The organism is Streptomyces sp. NPDC093586 (assembly GCF_044764905.1).
Classification (GTDB): Bacteria; Actinomycetota; Actinomycetes; order Streptomycetales; family Streptomycetaceae; genus Streptomyces.
The window spans coordinates 75,677-92,668 of record NZ_JBIWJA010000010.1 but is presented as its reverse complement, the minus strand read 5'-3'; the positions used below and the strand labels follow the sequence as shown (position 1 = coordinate 92,668).

Genomic DNA, 16,992 nt, shown 5'->3' with positions numbered 1-16,992 from the left:
TACGTTTTTTGCATGGCCGACCAGCGGAACGTCTCCGCCTGGCGCCCCCGTGTCCCCGGGGTCGTCGAGGTCTTCCACGCGCACTACACCGCGTACAGCTATCCGATGCACGTCCACGACGCCTGGACGCTGCTCATCGTGGACGACGGGGCGGTGCGCTACGACCTGGACCGGCACGAGCACGGCACGCCGCACGGCACGGTCACGCTGCTGCCTCCGCACGTGCCGCACAACGGCTCCCCCGCCGGCCCGGACGGCTTCCGCAAGCGCGTCCTGTACCTGGACATTTCCCGGCTCGGCGAGGAGCTGATCGGGCGCGCGGTCGACGCCCCCGACCTGCGCGATCCGGTGCTGCGGCGGCGGGTCGGGCAGGTGCACGCCGCGCTGGCCCGGCCCGGTGACGAGCTGGAGGCGGAGAGCAGGCTGACGCTGATCGGGGAGCGGCTGCGGGCTCATCTGCGGCCCCGGGACGCGCCCCGTGCGCCGCGCCCCGACCCCGTACTCGCCCGGCGGCTGCGCGAGTTGCTGGACGAGCGGGTCGTCGAGGGCATCGGGCTGGAGAAGGCCGGCGGGCTCGTGTCCGCCCATCCCGCCCACCTGGTGCGGGCGTTCAGCGCGGCGTACGGGATCGCCCCGCACCAGTACCTGATGTCCCGTCGCGTGGACCTGGCCCGGCGGCTGCTGCTCGCGGGGCGGGCACCGGCCGACGTGGCGGGCGCGACCGGGTTCTACGACCAGGCCCACCTGACCCGGCACTTCAAGAGGCTGGTGGGGGTGACGCCGGGGCGCTACCGCGCCGGGTCGCAGCGGAGTTGACGGGGCGTCATTCCCCGGAGCGGCGCTCGATCAGGTGCTGGAACGCCTCCAGGTTCCGCGTCGACTCCCCGCGCGAGGTCCGCCACGCGTACTCCTTGCGGATGGCGGAGGCGAAGCCCAGTTCCAGCAGGGTGTTGAAGGCACCGTCGGCGGCCTCCAGGACCTGTCCGAGGAGGCGGTCGATCTCGTCGGCGGTGACGGCGGACAGCGGGAGCTTGGCGGTGACGTAGACGTCGCCGAGGCGGTCGACGGCGTAACTCACCCCGTACAGCTTGAGGTTGCGTTCCAGCAGCCAGCGGTGGACGGCGGGTTCGTTCTCGTCGGGGTGGCGGATGACGAAGGCGTTGAGGGAGAGGGAGTGCCGGCCGAGGAGGAGGGAGACCGTGGTCGACAGTTTGCGGGTGCCGGGGAGCTTCACGACGTAGGCGCCGGGTTCGGGGCTCTCCCACTCCAGCCCGGCGTCCTTCAGGGCGCTCTCGAGGGTCTGCGCCGCCTTCTGTGCCTCAGCCATGGTGGGAGCGTACGCGACGGCGGTGGGACTGGGCCGCGGCCGCGTAGACGTCGGCCGTCGCGGCGGCGGCGCTGTCCCAGCCGAAGGACCGGGCGTGCCGGGCGGCGGCGTCGCCCATGCGGGACGTCAGCTCCGGGTGGTCGGCGAAATCGCGCAGTACGCGCGCGTAGGCGGCGGGGTCGTGCCCCTGGACGAGGCGGCCGGTGTGCCCGTCGCGCACGGCGACGGGGAGGCCGCCGACCGCGGCGGCGAGCACGGGCGTACCGGCCGCCTGGGCCTCGATGGCGACCAGTCCGAAGGACTCGCTGTAGGACGGCATGACCAGCACGGACGCGGCCCGGAACCAGTCGGCGAGCTGCTCCTGGCCGACCGGCGGGCGGAAGCGTACGACGTCGGCGATGCCGAGCCGCGCGGCGAGCTTCTGCAGGCCCTCGGGCTTGGCGAGGCCGCTGCCGCTGGGGCCGCCGACGACGGGGACGACGATGCGGGAGCGCAGGTCGGGGCGTTCGTCGAGGAGGACGGCGACGGCGCGCAGCAGGATGTCGGGGGCCTTCAGGGGCTGTATGCGGCCGGCGAAGAGCGGGATCAGCGCGTCCTCGGGCAGTCCGAGGCGGGCGCGGGCGGCGGCGCGGCCGTCGGCGGGGCGGAACCGGTCGAGGTTGACGCCGGGGTGGACGACGGCGACCTTGGCGGGGTCGGCGGCGTAGTGCCGGACGAGTTCGCCGGCCTCCTCGTCGGTGTTGGCGATCAGCCGGTCGGAGGCGGCGACGATCTGGGTCTCGCCGATGACGCGGGCGGCCGGTTCGGGGGTGTCGCCGTCGGCCAGGTTGGCGTTCTTGACCTTGGCCATGGTGTGCATGGCGTGCACCAGGGGGGCGCCCCAGCGCTGGGCGGCGAGCCAGCCGACGTGGCCGGAGAGCCAGTAGTGGGAGTGCACGAGGTCGTAGTAGCCGGGGCGGTGTCCGGCCCATGCCTGCATCACCCCGTGGGTGAAGGCGCACAGCTGGGCGGGCAGCTCCTCCTTGGCGAGGCCCTCGTAGGGGCCGGCGTCGACGTGCCGGACGAGGACGCCGGGGGCCAGTTCGACGGTGGGCGGGAGGGCGGCGGTCGTCGCGCGCGTGAAGATCTCGACCTCGATGTTGATCGCGGCGAGGCGCTGGGCGAGTTCCACGATGTAGACGTTCATGCCGCCGGCGTCGCCGGTGCCGGGCTGGTGGAGCGGTGAGGTGTGCACGGAGAGCATGGCGACGCGGCGGGGCCTGCGGTGCAGCCGCAGCCGCGGGGAGGCCGCCGGTGAGCGACGCCCGAGCCTGCTGACGTACTGGCTCACGAGCCGTCCTCCTCGCTGCGGGCATGCCGGTCGGAGGACAGGGACCGCCCTCCACGGAGGGAAACACCGGACGTCGGCACTCCATTTCCGGTTTCCCGGCCTTTGCCGAATCATTACCGATGATCGCTCAACCGTTCGAGGACCGGGTGGGCGCGAGGCGTACGCGGACCCCGGGGTCAGGGCCGCAGCGCCCGCACGCCCTTCTCCCACGCCGCCGTCAGGTCCGCCCCGGAGGGAAACCGGCCGTGGATCTCGAGGACCACCATCCCGTGCGCGAACGCCCAGACCGAGCGCGCCAGGTCCCCGTCCCCGGCGCAGGCCCGCAGCAGCGGTGCGGCGGCCCGGTCCTCCAGACCGGCCGGGAGGAAGGCGCGGGGCAGGGGGCGCTCGTTGGCCAGGCAGTACAGGTGAGGGTGGGCGAGCGCGTAGGCCCGGTACGCCCGCGCCAGCGCCTCCGGCGAGCCGGGCTCGCGCGCTTCGGCGGCCTCCAGCGCCTCGGCCGTCTCGGTGAGGAACTGGGCGACCAGCTCGACCTCGACGGCCTTCTTGTCCGGGAAGTGCTTGTAGAGGGAGGGGGCCTTGATGCCCAGGCGGTCGGCGAGCGCCCGCAGGGTGAGCGCGGCGGGTCCGGATTCCTCCAGGAGGGCGCGTGCCGCCGCGGCGATCTCACGGGCCCGGGGGGACAGGCGGTCAGCCACGCTGGAAGCCCTCCTTCGTACGCAGTCCATAGCCGAAGGCGCGATCGTACGAGATGTGGGCGAGCCACCCGCACAGCGCCGCGAACGCCGGTGCCCAGGTCAGCGGCACGGCGACGTAGAGCGCGAGGAGCGCGAGCGGGACCGGGGCGCGGTGGGCGGCGTTGTGGTACGGCACCGCGCGGGGCGGCAGCCGCCCCTTCTCCATGCGGGGCGCGTCGGACAGGCCCACGAGGAAGGTGAGGTCCGGGGCCACGAGGAAGGCGAACGCCAGGAGTCCCGCCGTCCGGCCGTGGTGCACCGCCTCCAGGACGGCGAACGCGGACCAGAACAGCGCGCCCAGCAGCCAGGCGGCGCGCCGGACGCGGGCGAGCGGGCGGAGAGGCCGGGGGGTGACGGTGACCGTGCTCATGATGCGGTTTCCCTCCTGCCGGGCGGGGCGACGCCGTGAGCTAACGCCGTTAGCCTCACCGTAAGGCTAACGGCGTTAGCCGTCAAGCGCGGGCGACCGGCCGCATACCCTCGTAGGCATGACACCCCGCGCCACCACCCGCCCTGTGGGCACGGTCACGCGCGGGACGACGAACCCGAACCGGCTGCGCCGCATGGACCGCTGGATCGCGGCCGCGCACGGCGCCGAACTGCGTCGCGCCGCCGACCCCGTGGCCGTCGACCTGGGGTACGGCGCGGCCCCCTGGACCGCCGTCGAGCTGCTGCACCGCCTGCGCACGGTCGCGCCGCACGCGCGCGTGGTGGGCGTCGAGATCGACCCGGCGCGGGTGGCGGCGGCCGAGCCGTACGCGCGCGAGGGGCTCGTCTTCCGGCACGGCGGCTTCGAGGTCCCGGTCCCCCGGCCGCCGCTGCTGATCCGCGCGGCGAACGTGCTGCGCCAGTACGACGAGGGCGAGGTCGCCGCGGTCTGGCGGCGGCTGTGCGCGCGGCTCGCGCCGGCGTCGCCGCACTCCCGCGGCGGGCTCCTGGTCGAGGGCACCTGCGACGAGATCGGGCGGCGGCACGTGTGGGTCGCGCTCGGCCCGGAAGGACCGCGCACGGTCACCTTCGCGACCCGGCTCGGCTCCCTCGAGCGCCCCTCCGACCTGGCCGAACGGCTGCCCAAGGCGCTCATCCACCGCAACGTCCCCGGCGAGCCGGTGCACGCCTTCCTGCGCGACTTCGACCGCGCCTGGGCCGCCGCCGCGCCCTACGCCTCCTACGGCGCCCGCCAGCGCTGGATGCGGGCGGTGCGGGACCTGAGCGCCGACTGGCCGGTGACGGACGGACCGGCGCGGTGGCGGCAGGGCGAAGTGACGGTGCGCTGGGAGGCGCTGGCCCCGCGCGGCTGAGCGACACGCCGCGACGCGCCGCACTGCGGGAACGATCTCCGTGCGGCGTTCGTCACACACCGCGGGAAGCGCCGTACCGGGAGACGACGGAGGGAAGGAAGGGGGAGCCGGAGAGGCAGGGGACGGGAGACGACAGGGGGTGAAGCGGCGGCGAGGCCGCCGCAAACGGGGGCGAGCCCTCCGCGTCCCCCGGAAACACCCCCTCTGTCGCTTTGCGCGCCGGCGTGGCACGATCCCTCGGGCGATCTAAGTTACTGACGGTAAATCAGGTATGGGGGTCGAGGTATGCGTACGGGGAAGCGTGGCTTGACGACTGCCGCCGTGACCGTGGTCTGCGCGGTCACGGTGCTGGCCGCCCCGGGCACGGCGTTCGCCGATCCCGGCCCCACTCCCTCGGCCTCGGCCTCGGCCTCCCGGACGGCACCACCCGCCGCGACCCCGGGCAAGGACCTGGAGGCCGTACGCGAGAAGCTCGACAAGCTCTACCACGCGGCGGCCTCGGCCACGGACCAGTACAACGCCGCCGAGGAGAAGGCGCGGCAGCAGTCCGCCGAGATCGCCGCACTGGCCAAGAAGATCACCGAGGGCCGGCAGGAGCTGGACCGCCTCAAGGACCGCGCGGGGGCCGCGGCCCGCGCCCAGTACCGCACCGGCGGGCTGTCCGACGAGGCCAAGCTGGTGCTGAGCGAGGACCCCGAGGAGTTCCTCGACAACACCGGCCGGGTGATGCGGGGCCAGCGCGCCACCAAGGGCCTGCTCGGCGAGATGACCCGCGCCCAGGAGGACCTGGAGACCTATCAGGCGGACGCCGCCGCCCAGTGGAAGAAGCTGGAGGCCAACCGCAAGGCCAAGGCCAAGGCCCAGAAGGAGATCGAGAAGCAGATCGCGGCGGCCAAGGAGCTCGAGTCCGAGCTGGAGCAGGAGGAGAAGGAGCGCCTCGCCCGGCTGGAACGACAGGCCCAGGAGAAGGCCCAGACCGCGTGGCTCGGCTCCAACGCCGTCAAGGACCTCGACGCCGCCACGACCGACCAGGGCAGGAAGGCCGTGGCGTACGCCACCGCCCAGATCGGCAAGCCGTACCAGTGGGGCGCCGAGGGCCCGGACGCGTACGACTGCTCCGGCCTGACCTCGCAGGCGTGGGTGGCGGCCGGGCGGGCGGTCCCGCGCACTTCGCAGCAGCAGTGGCAGCAGCTGCGGCACGTCGACGTCAAGGACATGCGCCCCGGCGACCTGATCATCTACTTCGACGACGCCAGCCACGTCGGGATGTACGTCGGCGACGGCAAGGTCGTCCACGCCCCGCGTCCCGGGCGCACGGTGACGATCGCGGGGGCGGGCTCGATGCCGATCCTCGGCGTGGTGCGGCCGGACACGGCGACCGCGCCCGCCCGGTGACGCGGGCCGCGCGGCCCGGGGCGTGACGCCGCCCACGTGACCCGGTCCACGCCGCACCCCCGCCCCGCGTGACGTTCGTCATCCCCGCAGCGGCGACGACGTGTCCAACTGCGGTACGGAACGCGGCAAATGACAGTGCCCGTCGGCGGCGCGACGTGTCGCGGACCATTCCGCAGCGGCACCGTCACCCGCTATGGTCCCCGTCGGTGGGTCGAGGTCCCTCGCCCCGCCATGCCCTCGGGGGGAGGGAAGGAACCCAGACGATGCCCGTACCCGTACCGCTGCGGAGGGCGATCCCGGCCGCGGAGTGCGGTCAGGCGCCCGCCGCGTCCCCGCCGAGCGGCCGTTCCCGGGAACAGGCCCCGCACGGGACGAACCCGGCCGGGAACCCCACCGGTCGGCGGGAGAACCCGACGGAGAAGCGCGAGAAGGCCACGGACCAGCGAGAGAGCACCACTCCCACGAACCTGACGCTGCTGCTGATCGAGGACGATCCGGGCGGCTCGCCGATCGTGCCGGACCTGCTCGACCAGGCCGGCAAGCCGATCCGCGTCCGCACGGCCCGCAACCTCACCGAGGCCGAGCGGCTGCTGACCGACGACGTCCACTGCATCCTGCTGGACCTCGCCCTGCCGGCGTCGGCACCGGCCCGCAGGGGCGAGGGCGAGCAGGACGACGAGCTGGCGGTGCTCAAGCACGTGCTGGAGCTCGCGCCCCGGCACGCCGTGCTCGCGCTCACCTCCTCCAGCGACGCCGAGCGCGGCGCCGAGGCGGTGGCGGTCGGCGCCCAGGACTACCTGTTCCGCGACGAGCTGGACGGCCGGCTGCTGAGCCGCGCGATCCGCTACGCCGTCGAGCGCAAGCGCTCCGACTCGGCCGAGCGGCGCCTGGCGGAGGGCAGGCTGCGCGCCCAGGAGAACCGCCGCCTGGAGCGCGGCCTGCTGCCGACCCCGCTGCTGGCCGGCTCCCCGCTGCGGTTCGCCGCCCGCTACCGTCCGGGCCGTTCGCGCGCCCTGCTCGGCGGCGACTTCTACGACGTGGTCCGCACCCCGGACGGCACCGTGCACGCCATGATCGGTGACGTCTGCGGGCACGGCCCGGACGAGGCGGCGCTCGGCGTGGAGCTGCGGATCGCCTGGCGTGCGCTGACGCTGGCGGGACTGTGCGGGGACCAGCTGCTCGGCACCCTCCAGCAGGTGCTGGAGCACGAGCGCCCGGACGACGAGATCTTCGCGACCCTGTGCACCGTGGACATCACGCCGGACGGCCGCCGCGCCGGCCTGTGCCTGGCCGGGCACCCGGCGCCGTTGATCGCCGGCCCCGGCAGACCCGCCCGGCTGCTGCCGTACGACAACAACGGCCCGGCGCTCGGGCTGCTGCCGCATGCCCGCTGGCCGCGCATGCAGGTGGAGCTGGGCGCCGAGTGGAGCCTGATGCTCTACACCGACGGCCTCATCGAGGGCCACATCGGCGAGGGCCGCGAGCGGCTCGGCCAGGACGGCATGGTGGAGATGATCCGCCGCCGCTTCGCCGACGGCCTGCGCGGCGAGGAACTGCTGGAGACGGCGGTGAACGAGGTCCGCGCACTCAACGGCGGCGAGCTGGCGGACGACGTGGCGGTCCTGCTGCTGGACCGGATCCCCTGACCGCCCCCGAGGGCGGCGCGGGGGTCAGCGTCCGCCGTTGTACGGCCCGTACGGACCGTCGCTGCTGGAGCCGCGGCGGCTGTTGCGGCCGCCGCCCGGCAGACCGCGCAGCGCGGGCCGTACGTCGACCATGTACACGATCGTCGCGACGAGACCGATGATCGGCAGGAACGACAGCAGGGGGAAGATCAGGCTCACCACGAAGGCGAGTGCGAGGACGATCAGCCAGAACGGCTTGGTCTTCTTGTCCGCCGCGCGGTAGGCGTCCTCCCGGCGGGTGGCGGCGTCGATCAGCGCGAAGCCGTTGAAAACGGTCAGGGCGATGCTCAGAAGCCCCATGAAGTTCATGAACCCCTGCATCAGCACAACGTCCACCACCAGACTCGGGTCGTCATTACGCGGTCACCGTACCCGGAGAACGGGCCGGGCACCCCGAGGGTGCCCGGCCCGCGTGTGCTTCCGCTCCCCCTCACTTGGCGGGCGGCGTCGTCTTCCTGGCGGTGGCGGGGGTGGCGGCGGTGCCGTTCTTCTTCACCGGAGCCTTGCGGGCGGCCGGGGCCTTCTTCGCCGCGGCCGACTTGTCGTCCGCGACCGCGACGGGCTCGGGCTTCGGCTCGACGGCCACGGCCACCTCCTCCACGCCCTCGGCGATCTCCTCGATGCCGTCGGCGGCCTGGCCGCGCCAGGTGCGCACGGCCTGCTCGCCGTGCTCGGCGACCTTCTCGTAGGTCTCCCGGGCCTTGACGGCGTACTCGGCGGCGACGCCGACACCGCGCAGCGCGAGGTCCTGGGCGGTCTCGCCGAGCTTCTTGAAGTCGGCGTCGAGGGATCCGAGGAGTTCGTTGACCTTGCTCTGCAGGGTGCCCTGCGTCTCCTTGACGCGGGCCGTCGCCTTCTCCTGGACGGCCTTCGGGTCGGTGTTGCGGACGGCCTCGATGCGCGCCGGAGCCTCGGTGCGCAGCTGCTCCACCAGCACCGGCACCTTCTTGGCCTGCTGGAAGGCCAGGTCGGCGGTGCCGGCGGCGAAGTAGAGCGGGGTGGGGTCGCTGAAGGTCTTGCGCAGGTCGTCGGTGATGGCCATGGTGCTGGTCCTCCCGGAATGCGTTCGGCTGAGGGTCGGTTGTCGGTCCCGCGCCCGGCCGGCCGGCTGCTCGCTCCTGCTCATCCGGCCGTCTGCCGCGGGTCGGCGTCGCCGCCGCCACTCGTACGGGGGCGGCGGCCGGGTATGGAACCGCCACCGCCGGGGCCGCTCCCGGCGGCGTCGTCGACGGCTTCGCTCCGGACGTCGTGCGTCCCGAACCCGTTCTCCTTGCGGAAGGATTCGTAGATCTGGAGCAGCACCTGCTTCTGCCGCTCGTTCAGCGTGGGATCGGCGAGGAGGGCCGCGCGCGTCGCGTCCTCCCGCCGGCGCTCCTCCCCGTCCCGTTCCGCGTCGAGGATCCCGGCACGCACGTACAGCGTCTCGGCGGAGATCCGCAGCGCCTTGGCGACCTGCTGGAGCACCTCCGCGCTCGGCTTGCGCAGCCCGCGCTCGATCTGGCTCAGGTACGGGTTCGACACCCCCGCGGCATCGGCGAGCTGCCGCAACGACAGCTGCGCGTTGCGCCGCTGCTCGCGCAGGTACTCACCGAGACTGCCGACGTTGAGCGAAGCCATGTCTCCACCATGCACCAGCGTGCTAACTATTGCAAGCAGCCGCTTGCAGGAGTGCGCCCGCTCCGACGCGCCGCCGGGCCCACCGCCCGTCCCCCGCTGTCCTGTCTCCGGGAGCGAGAAGGCCGTAAGGGATCCTCGCTGCCGAGCACCGGCCGAGTGATCTCACCGGTGATCGACCGGGGCGCGCGAGCGGCCCCGCCGCGGCCGTGGCCCCAGCCGATGTGATCGACCGGAGCCGCGTCGTCGCGCCGGGGCCGAGCCTTGCGAGCCCGGGGGCCGTCTACCTTCCCTCGCGGGGCATGACCACCGCGGACAGCACGGCGGGCACGGCTCCGACGAGGAGCATGACGACGGGCCAGGACGTGGCCGAGAGGATACCGGGGATGATGAGCGGTGTGAGGAAGGCACCGGCGAACACCATCGTGTTCTCCAGACCCAGGGCCGTCCCGGAACGTTCCTTGCCCGCCATGATGGCGATCTCGGCGTAGTGCACACCGTGCCAGCCGCAGGAGAGCAGGCCGGCCACCACCATCAGCGCGGCCGCGATCCACGCCGGCCCGGACTGGCACAGCGCGAGTCCGACGAAGCAGGCGGCGATGATCCAGCTGTAGACGATGACGATGCTACGACGGTGCCGGCCGCCCCGGCTGTCCGTCCAGCGGCCGCTCCAGACCCGGGAGACCGCGCCCAGCGCCTGGACGGCGAAGAGCAGACCGGAAATGGCGGTGAGGCCGATGCCGTGCACCGCGTGCAGGTAGATCGCGGCGAACGACAGGACGGTGAACTGCGGGAAGTCCAGCAGGAAGGCGCTCAGGGAGATCCGCCAGATCTTCCAGCGGCGCAGCGGGCTGACGCTGGTGTCCTTGTGTCCCGCGGGGGGCAGCGGCGGCTCGTCCAGCCAGCAGACGATGGCGACGGTGGCGACCAGGGCGAAGGCGGTCAGGAAGCCGAAGACGCCCCGGAAGCCGACACCCATGGCGAGGGCGGGCAGCGCGAGCGCACCGATGGCGCCGCCGAGGGGGACGGCCGCGACGCGCAGGCTGATGGCGAAGCCGTGGTTGCCGGGCGGGAACCAGCCCAGGACCGCTCGGCCCGAGGCGCTGTTGACGCAGCCGCCGAGAGCACCGGCGAGCAGCAGAACGGTGGACAGCAGCCAGGACGGCGGGGTGTACCCCCCGGTGGGGACGAGGAACGCGGTGGCGGCGGCGAGGCACACGGTCATGCCGGCCAGCCCGGTGATGAGTACGGCCCGCTCGCCGAACCGGTCGGTGAGCACTCCCCAGACGATTTCGGTGACGGCCGCTCCGCAGGTCAAGGCGGCCAGGACCAGGCCGAGTTGCCCGGTGGAGTAGTGGTAGTCGGACTGGAGGACCGCGCTGGCCATGGGGATGCCCTGGAAGGCCGCGCTGAACGCCGCCTGCGCGATGATGCCGATGCCGAGGATTCCCCACTTGTACCGGGGGGAGTGGGTCTTGCCCGACCTGCCGACGGGGAGCGGGACCGCCGTGGGGGCGACGGGTGCCGTCGTGATCTGTTGGGACATGGTCTTGGAGCGCTTTCTACTCAAGGAAGCTCAGGGTGCTCAGGGGGAAGCGGGGGGCCGTCGAGGAGGCCGGTCAGGAGGCGGTGAGCGGTGCGCCGTCCAGGGCGAGCCCGTCGTCCGGGAGTTCGCCGGGGAGCAGGGCCTCGGTGCGCTTCTCCCGGATCACCAGCAGGGTGCAGCCGTTGAGGCTGCTGACCCGGTGCACGCTGCCGGGCTTCTCCAGGACGAGGCAGCCGGGGCCGTAGACGTCACCGTTGTCGTTGCGCAGTTCGCCGTCGACGACCACGATCAGTTCGTAGCCGAGGTGGCGGTGGAGGTCTCCGTGCGCGCCGGCGCCGAACCGCGCGAGGTAGGCCTCGGCGCCGTCCGGGCCGGTGTCCTCGGCGGTGTAGAGCCAGTGCACGTCGACCGCCTGGCGTCCGGGCTGGACGTACGCCTGCCAGGTGAGCCGGTCGAGGTCCGTGCCGTTCAGGAGGTCGCGGACGACGAGGACGTCGCGGCGTCGGGGCGCGGGGGCGGTCATGGTCATGGGACTGCCTTTCGGCTCGGTGCGGGGGAGGCCGGGTGCGGTGGCGCGCAGTCGGGCGGCGACTTCGGAGCGGCGGATCTTGCCCGACGTCGTGCGGGGCAGCGCGTCGGTGAAGGAGACGCCGTGGACGCGCAGGGCGCGGGTGACGTGGAGGTCGACGTGGTCGAGGAGTTCTGCTTCCGTGACGTCGGTGCCGGGCTCGGGTTCGACCACGGCGTGCGCGGCGAGCGTCAGCGCGGGGTGCGGCACGGGCACCACGGCGGCGGCGCGGACGGCGGGGTGGGTGCGCAGGATCGCTTCGAGTTCGTACGGGGAGACCCGGTGGCCGCCCGACTTGAAGACGTCGTCGCTGCGTCCCAGGAGCCGTACGTACCCGTCGGACGCCAGGACGGCGGAGTCGCCGGTCGCGTACCGGTCGGTGGTGAGGACCTGCCGGGTGCGTTCGGGGTCGCCGTCGTAACCGGCCATCACGCCCACGGGCGCGTCGGCGAGTTCGACGTACAACTGCTCCTCGCGGACGCTGAGTCGCCAGCCGGGCAGTGGCTTGCCGAGCCAGCCGGGCTTGTGGGGAAGTCCTGGAGTGGTGCCGACGAGGGCGGTCGTCTCCGTCTGGCCGTAGCCCTCGCGGATGGTCACGCCCCATTCGGCTTCGATGACCTCGGTGACGTGCTGGGCGAGTGGTTCGCCGGCGGTGGTGGCTTCCCGCAGCCGGGGCTGGGCCGTCGAGGCGTGTGCGGCGAGGCGGGTCCACTGGGCGGGGGGAGCGCACAGACTGGTGATGCCCCGCTCCCGCAGGAGCCGCGGCAGGTGCCCGGAGTCGACGTACGCGGTGGGCGGGACGACGAGGGTCGCCTCGGCGGTGAAGGGGACGAAGAAGCTGGACCAGGAGTGCTTGGCCCAGCCGGGCTCGGAGATGTTCACGTGCCGGTCGCCGGGGATCAGGCCGTTGAAGTACATCGAGGACAGGTGTCCCACGGGGTACGACGCGTGGGTGTGGACGACGAGCTTCGGCGCCGAGGTGGTGCCGGAGGTGAAGTAGGCGAAGGCCGTGTCCGAGGCGGGGGTCGGGCCGGTCGGCAGGTAGGAGGTGGAGACCTGGTAGGAGCCGTCGTAAGGGTGCCAGCCGTCGACGTGCGCGCCGACCGCGATGCGCGTCAGCGGGGTGTGCGGGCCGGGGGCGCAGGAGGCGAAGAGGGGTGCGAGTTCGCTGCGGCAGATGACATGGCGGACCCGGCCCCGCCTGATCCGGTCGGCGGCTTCCCGACGGGTCAGGGAGGTGTACGTGGGGATGGCCACGGCTCCGGTCTTCAGGCAGGCGAGGAGCGTCTCCCACAGCTCCACCTGGGGGCCGAGGACGATGAGCACACGGTCACCGCGCCGTACGCCGGTGCGGGTGAGCCAGTTGGCGAGCTGGTCGGAGCGTGTGGCGAGGTCCTGGTAGGAGATGCGCTGGTCCCGGCCGCCTGGCCCGATCAGTTCCAGGGCGGTGCGGCGGTTGTCCCGGGCGATGACGTCGAACCACTCCAGGGCCCAGTTGAAGTGGGTCATCCGGGGCCAGGAGAAGGCCCGGCGGGCGGCCTCGTGGTCGGCGCGCAGGTCCAGGAGGAGGTCTCGGCCGCGCCGGAAGGCGGCGTGGGCAGGGGTACGGCGGTGGGTCCAGTGGTCAGGGGTGCGAGGGGCGGAGTGGGTCGTCGTCATGCTCGGGTTCCTTCCAGCGTCCGGTGGGCCGCCGGCCGGGGGAGCGCCGCGAGCGCGTCCCGCGCGATGGCGTCGGCGTCGCCGGTGAAGTCGGTCCAGGGTCCGGGCCGCGCGGATCCGACCTGCATGAACCAGCGCTGTCCTTCGGAGGGGATGCCCAGGACGTACACGCCCTCGGCGGCTGTTCCCGCCGCGGTCACGGGCCGGTAGGGGCTGGCCGTCGTGGCCACACCGCCGGTGACCGGGACGCCGTCGCCCTGGCGGTTGGTCCAGGGTGTCCACAGGCCGGTGTCGCGCAGGTGCCGGGTGAGCGGCGCGGCGTCGCGGTCGAGGTCCGGTGCGGGAATGCGGGCGTCGATGAGGGCCTCGCAGTGTTCCAGCGAACCGTCGACCTGCGGGGAACGGACGGTGAAGCACCCGCCGGTCTCGTCGGCGGCGAACTCGGCCGAGGGACCGGCGACCCGCAGTACGCCCGCGTCGAGCAGGGCGCGCGTCTGGCGCAGCCGCTGCGCGGGAGGTCCCGCGGCCAGGAAGGAGCTGAGCGGCGCGAACCAGCCCAGGAAGTCCTCACGGTGCGACGCGGCGGTCAGGCCGTCGAAGTCGACCGCGCGTCTGATGCTGCCCCGTACGTCGCGCAGGACGTCCAGGGCCGCCTTGCGGGGGCCGTGGAAGTTGCCCCGCGCGGCGTGTCCGAGGTCGTCGTCGATCAGGTGCCGCAGAGCGGTGTGGAACGCGGCGGGACTCCGGAAGTCGCGGCCGGCGAAGGGGCGTGCCAGGCCGTCGACGTCCAGGGGCGGCACACCGTCGACGCCGGACTGTGCGGCCGCGGTGCGGATGATCTCGTCCGCCGCGTCGGCCGCCGCGCTCTCGACCAGGTCGGTGGCGCGCGCCAGGAACTCCTGTTCGGCGCGGTCGCCGAGCCGGGCGCGCACCTCGGTCGCGTAGTAGACGAGTTGCATCTCCGCGTGGAGCCAGGGCCAGACCTGCGTACGGAAGTCCAGCGGCCGGCCGGCGGCGCGCAGGGCGGCGACCCGCTGCGGGGTGAACAGCCGTGCCGTGTAACGCCACAGCGGGCCCTTCTGGTTGAGACCGCGCGCCGGCAGCGGCACTCCGGACCGTGAGCCCGCCACCAGGACGGGTTCGAGGCCGCAGGGCACATACCGCAGGGTCTTGTCCGGGCCCTCCCGGAACTCGCCGCCGCGGCCGGTGGTCAGGGCGGCGACGATGTCATAGAACGTCAGGCCCATGCCGAGCACCGCCACGCGGGCCCTCGGTGCGATGCGCTCCAAGGGCATGTCGGCCGCGCTGTCCCCGCGGAGGTACTGGAGCCGCGAGTCACGCGTGGCGAAGTCCGCGAGGCGGGCCTGGTCCGCCGAGAGTTCGGTCAGGGGGTGGCCGGTGGCCAGGACGACCCGGTCGGCGTCGATCAGTTGGCCGTCGGCGCAGCGCAACTGCCATGCGGCACCGCTGCGTCGCATGGCGGTGACGTGTCCGGTGTGCCGGCGGAGCGTCGCACGGGCCGGCAGGGAGTCCTGCACCGCCTGGAGGAAGAACCGCAGGTACGCGCCGTACAGGACGCGGGGAGCGTAGGCGTTGGGGCCCGGGTAGCCGGGGTCTTCGGTGGCCGCCCACCACTGGGCCAGCGTCGGGCCCGCTCCGGCCCGGGCGGGGCCGTCGTCGGCGGGGCCGGAGAACATGGTCACCTCGCCGCAGGCGGTGTTCATCAGGAAGACGGGGTTCTGGTCGGTGCGCCAGACACGGCCGGCGCCGACCTCGTCCTTGTCGATCAGGACGATCTCCACGGCCCTGTCCGGTGTCTCGTCACGCAGACGGGCCACCAGCCGTTCGACGACGGCGAGACCGCGCGGGCCGGAGCCGACGACGGCGATGCGGTGCGGGGCGGTGACCTGCGCGCGGGCGCGGGTCAGGAGCGCTGCCGACCGGTCGTGGGTGTCCGCGGTGTAGCGCAGCATGCTCAGCAGCCGGCTGGAGGTGACGGCGTGGTGAGTGCCGCCGGGTGCGGGCAGGGGCATGGCGCCGGTGTCGGCCCAGACGAGCCGGCCGTCGTCACCGATCGCTCCCCGTGCCGCGCCGGCGTTGTCGCGGTGCAGGCAGAAGGGCACGTCGAGCGTGCCGGACGCGAAGGCGGCGCGCAGGCCCGAGCCGATGTCGGAGCCGTGCTCCAGGACGGCGGTGACGAGCCGCAGTGCCTCGGTGTAGATCGTCTCGTAGTCGACCTGGCGGGCCCACGGCAGGGGGCAGTCGTCCCGCAGCGCCTCGCGGGACACCCGGGCCGCCCGTTCCAGGGCCGCGACGTTCTCGGCGACGGTGGGAATGCGGTGCGCTTCGGCGACCGTCTTGACGATCAGCCGCTGGGCGCCGCCGCGTACGGCGAGCTGGGCCGAGGAGTCCAGGAGCAGTTCCGCCCCGGCCTCGGTGGCGGGGTAGACACCCATGTAGGTGTAGAGCACCACGTGCCGCGCGACCTGGGCCGGCAGGAAGAGTTCGGCGAGGTGGTGCAGGGCGGCCAGCGCCTCGATGTCCTGCACCGCGTTGGTCTGCTGGGCGTAGGAAAGGGAGACGGAGGTGATCCCGTTGCGGGCGAAGAACATCGCTTCCAGGACGCTGATCGCCACGAGCAGCGACGGCGGGCACATCTGGCCGAGCATGCAGCCGCCGAAGGTCTCCAGGTGGGCCCGCATGCCGTGCTCGGCCGCCGCTTCGGCGAGCTGCTGGGTCGCGTCGGTCCAGGCGGGTACCGCCTCGGCGAGCGGGAGCCGGGAGTAGGGCAGGCAGTACGAGACGGGACCGCCCTCGGAGGCGGACAGGCCCGCCGCGACCATCGCCTCGAAGATGTGGGCGGGCCGTGCCGAGCCGTGCCGGACCTGGACGGGGACGCCGCCGGCGGCGCGGACGACCTCCGCGGTGAGGTGCGGCCCATGGTTGACGAGCGGGAATCCGTTCAGCGCGCGGCCGGCCGCGAGGGCCGCCCGGGCGCCGGCGATGTCCTCGACCCGGGTGTAGGAGTCGATGGTGAGGGTGGTGAGCGTCCTGGCGCGGGCGACCGCGACGGCCGCCAGGCCGTCGGCCATGCTCCGCGGGTCGGACATGCCCATGCGGGGCTGTACGACCAACTGGCCGTCGTGCGCGGCCTGTTCCACGTAGGTCTGCATGTCGGGGGTGTGCTCGGGGTGTCCGGAGTCGCCCTGGGGACGTTCGGGGGTGCCTTGGGGGCGTTCGGGTGTGCCCTGGGGGCGTTCGGGTGTGCCCTGGGGGCGTTCGGGTGTGCCCTGGGGGCGTATGCCGCTCATGCGGCGACTCCCGCGATCCCGGGGCGGTGCCCCGTCATCCGCTGCAGCATGGCGCCGAACTCGGCCGGATCCGCGTCGTCCGTGAAGACCGCGTCGAAGCCCTCCGCGACCAGTTCGTCGGCCAGGTGGGGCTGGGCCGCTCCCCGGATGCCCAGCTTTCCGCCGATCATGACGGGGACCATGGCCAGGGCCGGGTCGCTGTCCGCGCGCAGCGTCCTGATGAGCCGGCGGCCGTCGATGTGCCCGTGTCCGTTCACGGAGGAGATGACGACGGCGTCGGGCCGCTGAACGCGTACCTGCTCGACGAGTTCGGCGTCGGGCACGCACGGCCCGAGATTGATCACCTCGTAGCCGCGCTCTTCGAGCAGCAGGTGGAGGAAGACCAGGTTCCAGGTGTGGGAGTCGGAGGAGACCGTCGAGAGCAGGACGCGTTTCGCTCTGGATCGGATGGGACGCACGGGGAAGACCTCCTGTCGATGTGCCGCGGTCTGCCGCGGCACATCGAAGATCTCTGTTTCC

At 73.3% G+C, this 16,992-nt stretch carries 15 protein-coding genes; 4 read left to right on the top strand and 11 right to left on the bottom strand.

Annotated elements, in window-relative coordinates:
* Nucleotides 1-12 precede the first annotated feature (12 nt).
* Nucleotides 13-816: an AraC family transcriptional regulator gene (locus ACIRFH_RS13585; protein ID WP_403519984.1), complete on the top strand. Its 804-nt coding sequence runs from the start codon at nucleotides 13-15 to the stop codon at nucleotides 814-816.
* Between the two features lie 7 nt (nucleotides 817-823).
* Here the strand turns inward: ACIRFH_RS13585 and ACIRFH_RS13580 are convergent, their stop codons facing one another.
* The 4 genes from ACIRFH_RS13580 to ACIRFH_RS13565 form a co-directional block, all read right to left on the bottom strand.
* Nucleotides 824-1,327, bottom strand: a complete 504-nt coding sequence (locus tag ACIRFH_RS13580; protein WP_403519982.1) for a YbjN domain-containing protein — start codon at nucleotides 1,325-1,327, stop codon at nucleotides 824-826.
* A complete protein-coding gene (gene mshA, locus ACIRFH_RS13575; protein WP_403519981.1) occupies nucleotides 1,320-2,657 on the bottom strand; it encodes a D-inositol-3-phosphate glycosyltransferase in 1,338 nt (445 codons plus the stop codon). The genes ACIRFH_RS13580 and mshA overlap by 8 nt, the downstream gene beginning before the upstream one ends.
* Nucleotides 2,658-2,833: 176 nt before the next feature.
* The gene (locus tag ACIRFH_RS13570) at nucleotides 2,834-3,385 is read right to left on the bottom strand and encodes a TetR/AcrR family transcriptional regulator (protein WP_403519980.1); all 552 of its coding nucleotides are present in this window, start codon (nucleotides 3,383-3,385) and stop codon (nucleotides 2,834-2,836) included.
* Nucleotides 3,348-3,764, bottom strand: a complete 417-nt coding sequence (locus tag ACIRFH_RS13565) for a DUF4260 family protein (protein WP_403519979.1) — start codon at nucleotides 3,762-3,764, stop codon at nucleotides 3,348-3,350. The genes ACIRFH_RS13570 and ACIRFH_RS13565 overlap by 38 nt, the downstream gene beginning before the upstream one ends.
* Nucleotides 3,765-3,882: 118 nt before the next feature.
* Between ACIRFH_RS13565 and ACIRFH_RS13560 the strand changes: the two genes are divergently transcribed.
* From ACIRFH_RS13560 to ACIRFH_RS13550, 3 genes are all read left to right on the top strand, one after another.
* The gene (locus ACIRFH_RS13560; RefSeq protein ID WP_403519978.1) at nucleotides 3,883-4,695 is read left to right on the top strand and encodes a class I SAM-dependent methyltransferase; all 813 of its coding nucleotides are present in this window, start codon (nucleotides 3,883-3,885) and stop codon (nucleotides 4,693-4,695) included.
* Nucleotides 4,696-4,980: 285 nt separating this feature from the next.
* Nucleotides 4,981-6,090, top strand: coding sequence for an NlpC/P60 family protein (locus tag ACIRFH_RS13555; RefSeq protein WP_403519976.1), 1,110 nt, complete (start codon nucleotides 4,981-4,983; stop codon nucleotides 6,088-6,090).
* 263 nt (nucleotides 6,091-6,353) lie between these two features.
* On the top strand, nucleotides 6,354-7,736 hold the full coding sequence (locus ACIRFH_RS13550; RefSeq protein WP_403519975.1) for a PP2C family protein-serine/threonine phosphatase: 1,383 nt from the start codon (nucleotides 6,354-6,356) through the stop codon (nucleotides 7,734-7,736).
* Between the two features lie 24 nt (nucleotides 7,737-7,760).
* On the opposite strand, the gene ACIRFH_RS13545 is transcribed toward ACIRFH_RS13550, so the two are convergent.
* The 7 genes from ACIRFH_RS13545 to ACIRFH_RS13515 form a co-directional block, all read right to left on the bottom strand.
* Nucleotides 7,761-8,096, bottom strand: coding sequence for a DUF2516 family protein (locus tag ACIRFH_RS13545; protein ID WP_403520166.1), 336 nt, complete (start codon nucleotides 8,094-8,096; stop codon nucleotides 7,761-7,763).
* A 109-nt stretch (nucleotides 8,097-8,205) separates the two neighbouring features.
* Nucleotides 8,206-8,817 (bottom strand): hypothetical protein, encoded by a 612-nt coding sequence (locus tag ACIRFH_RS13540; protein ID WP_403519974.1) that lies wholly within the window; start codon nucleotides 8,815-8,817, stop codon nucleotides 8,206-8,208.
* Between the two features lie 80 nt (nucleotides 8,818-8,897).
* On the bottom strand, nucleotides 8,898-9,392 hold the full coding sequence (locus ACIRFH_RS13535) for a helix-turn-helix domain-containing protein (protein WP_403519973.1): 495 nt from the start codon (nucleotides 9,390-9,392) through the stop codon (nucleotides 8,898-8,900).
* Between the two features lie 280 nt (nucleotides 9,393-9,672).
* Entirely contained in the window at nucleotides 9,673-10,935 is a 1,263-nt protein-coding gene (locus ACIRFH_RS13530) for an MFS transporter (RefSeq protein ID WP_403519972.1), read from the bottom strand.
* Between the two features lie 73 nt (nucleotides 10,936-11,008).
* The gene (locus ACIRFH_RS13525) at nucleotides 11,009-13,162 is read right to left on the bottom strand and encodes an AMP-binding protein (RefSeq protein WP_403519970.1); all 2,154 of its coding nucleotides are present in this window, start codon (nucleotides 13,160-13,162) and stop codon (nucleotides 11,009-11,011) included.
* Nucleotides 13,159-16,473: an FAD/NAD(P)-binding protein gene (locus tag ACIRFH_RS13520; RefSeq protein WP_403519969.1), complete on the bottom strand. Its 3,315-nt coding sequence runs from the start codon at nucleotides 16,471-16,473 to the stop codon at nucleotides 13,159-13,161. The genes ACIRFH_RS13525 and ACIRFH_RS13520 overlap by 4 nt, the downstream gene beginning before the upstream one ends.
* Nucleotides 16,470-16,931 carry a cobalamin B12-binding domain-containing protein gene (locus ACIRFH_RS13515; protein ID WP_403519968.1) on the bottom strand — a complete coding sequence of 154 codons (462 nt, stop codon included), beginning with the start codon at nucleotides 16,929-16,931 and terminating at the stop codon, nucleotides 16,470-16,472. Before ACIRFH_RS13515 ends, ACIRFH_RS13520 begins: the two co-directional genes overlap by 4 nt.
* Nucleotides 16,932-16,992 lie beyond the last annotated feature (61 nt).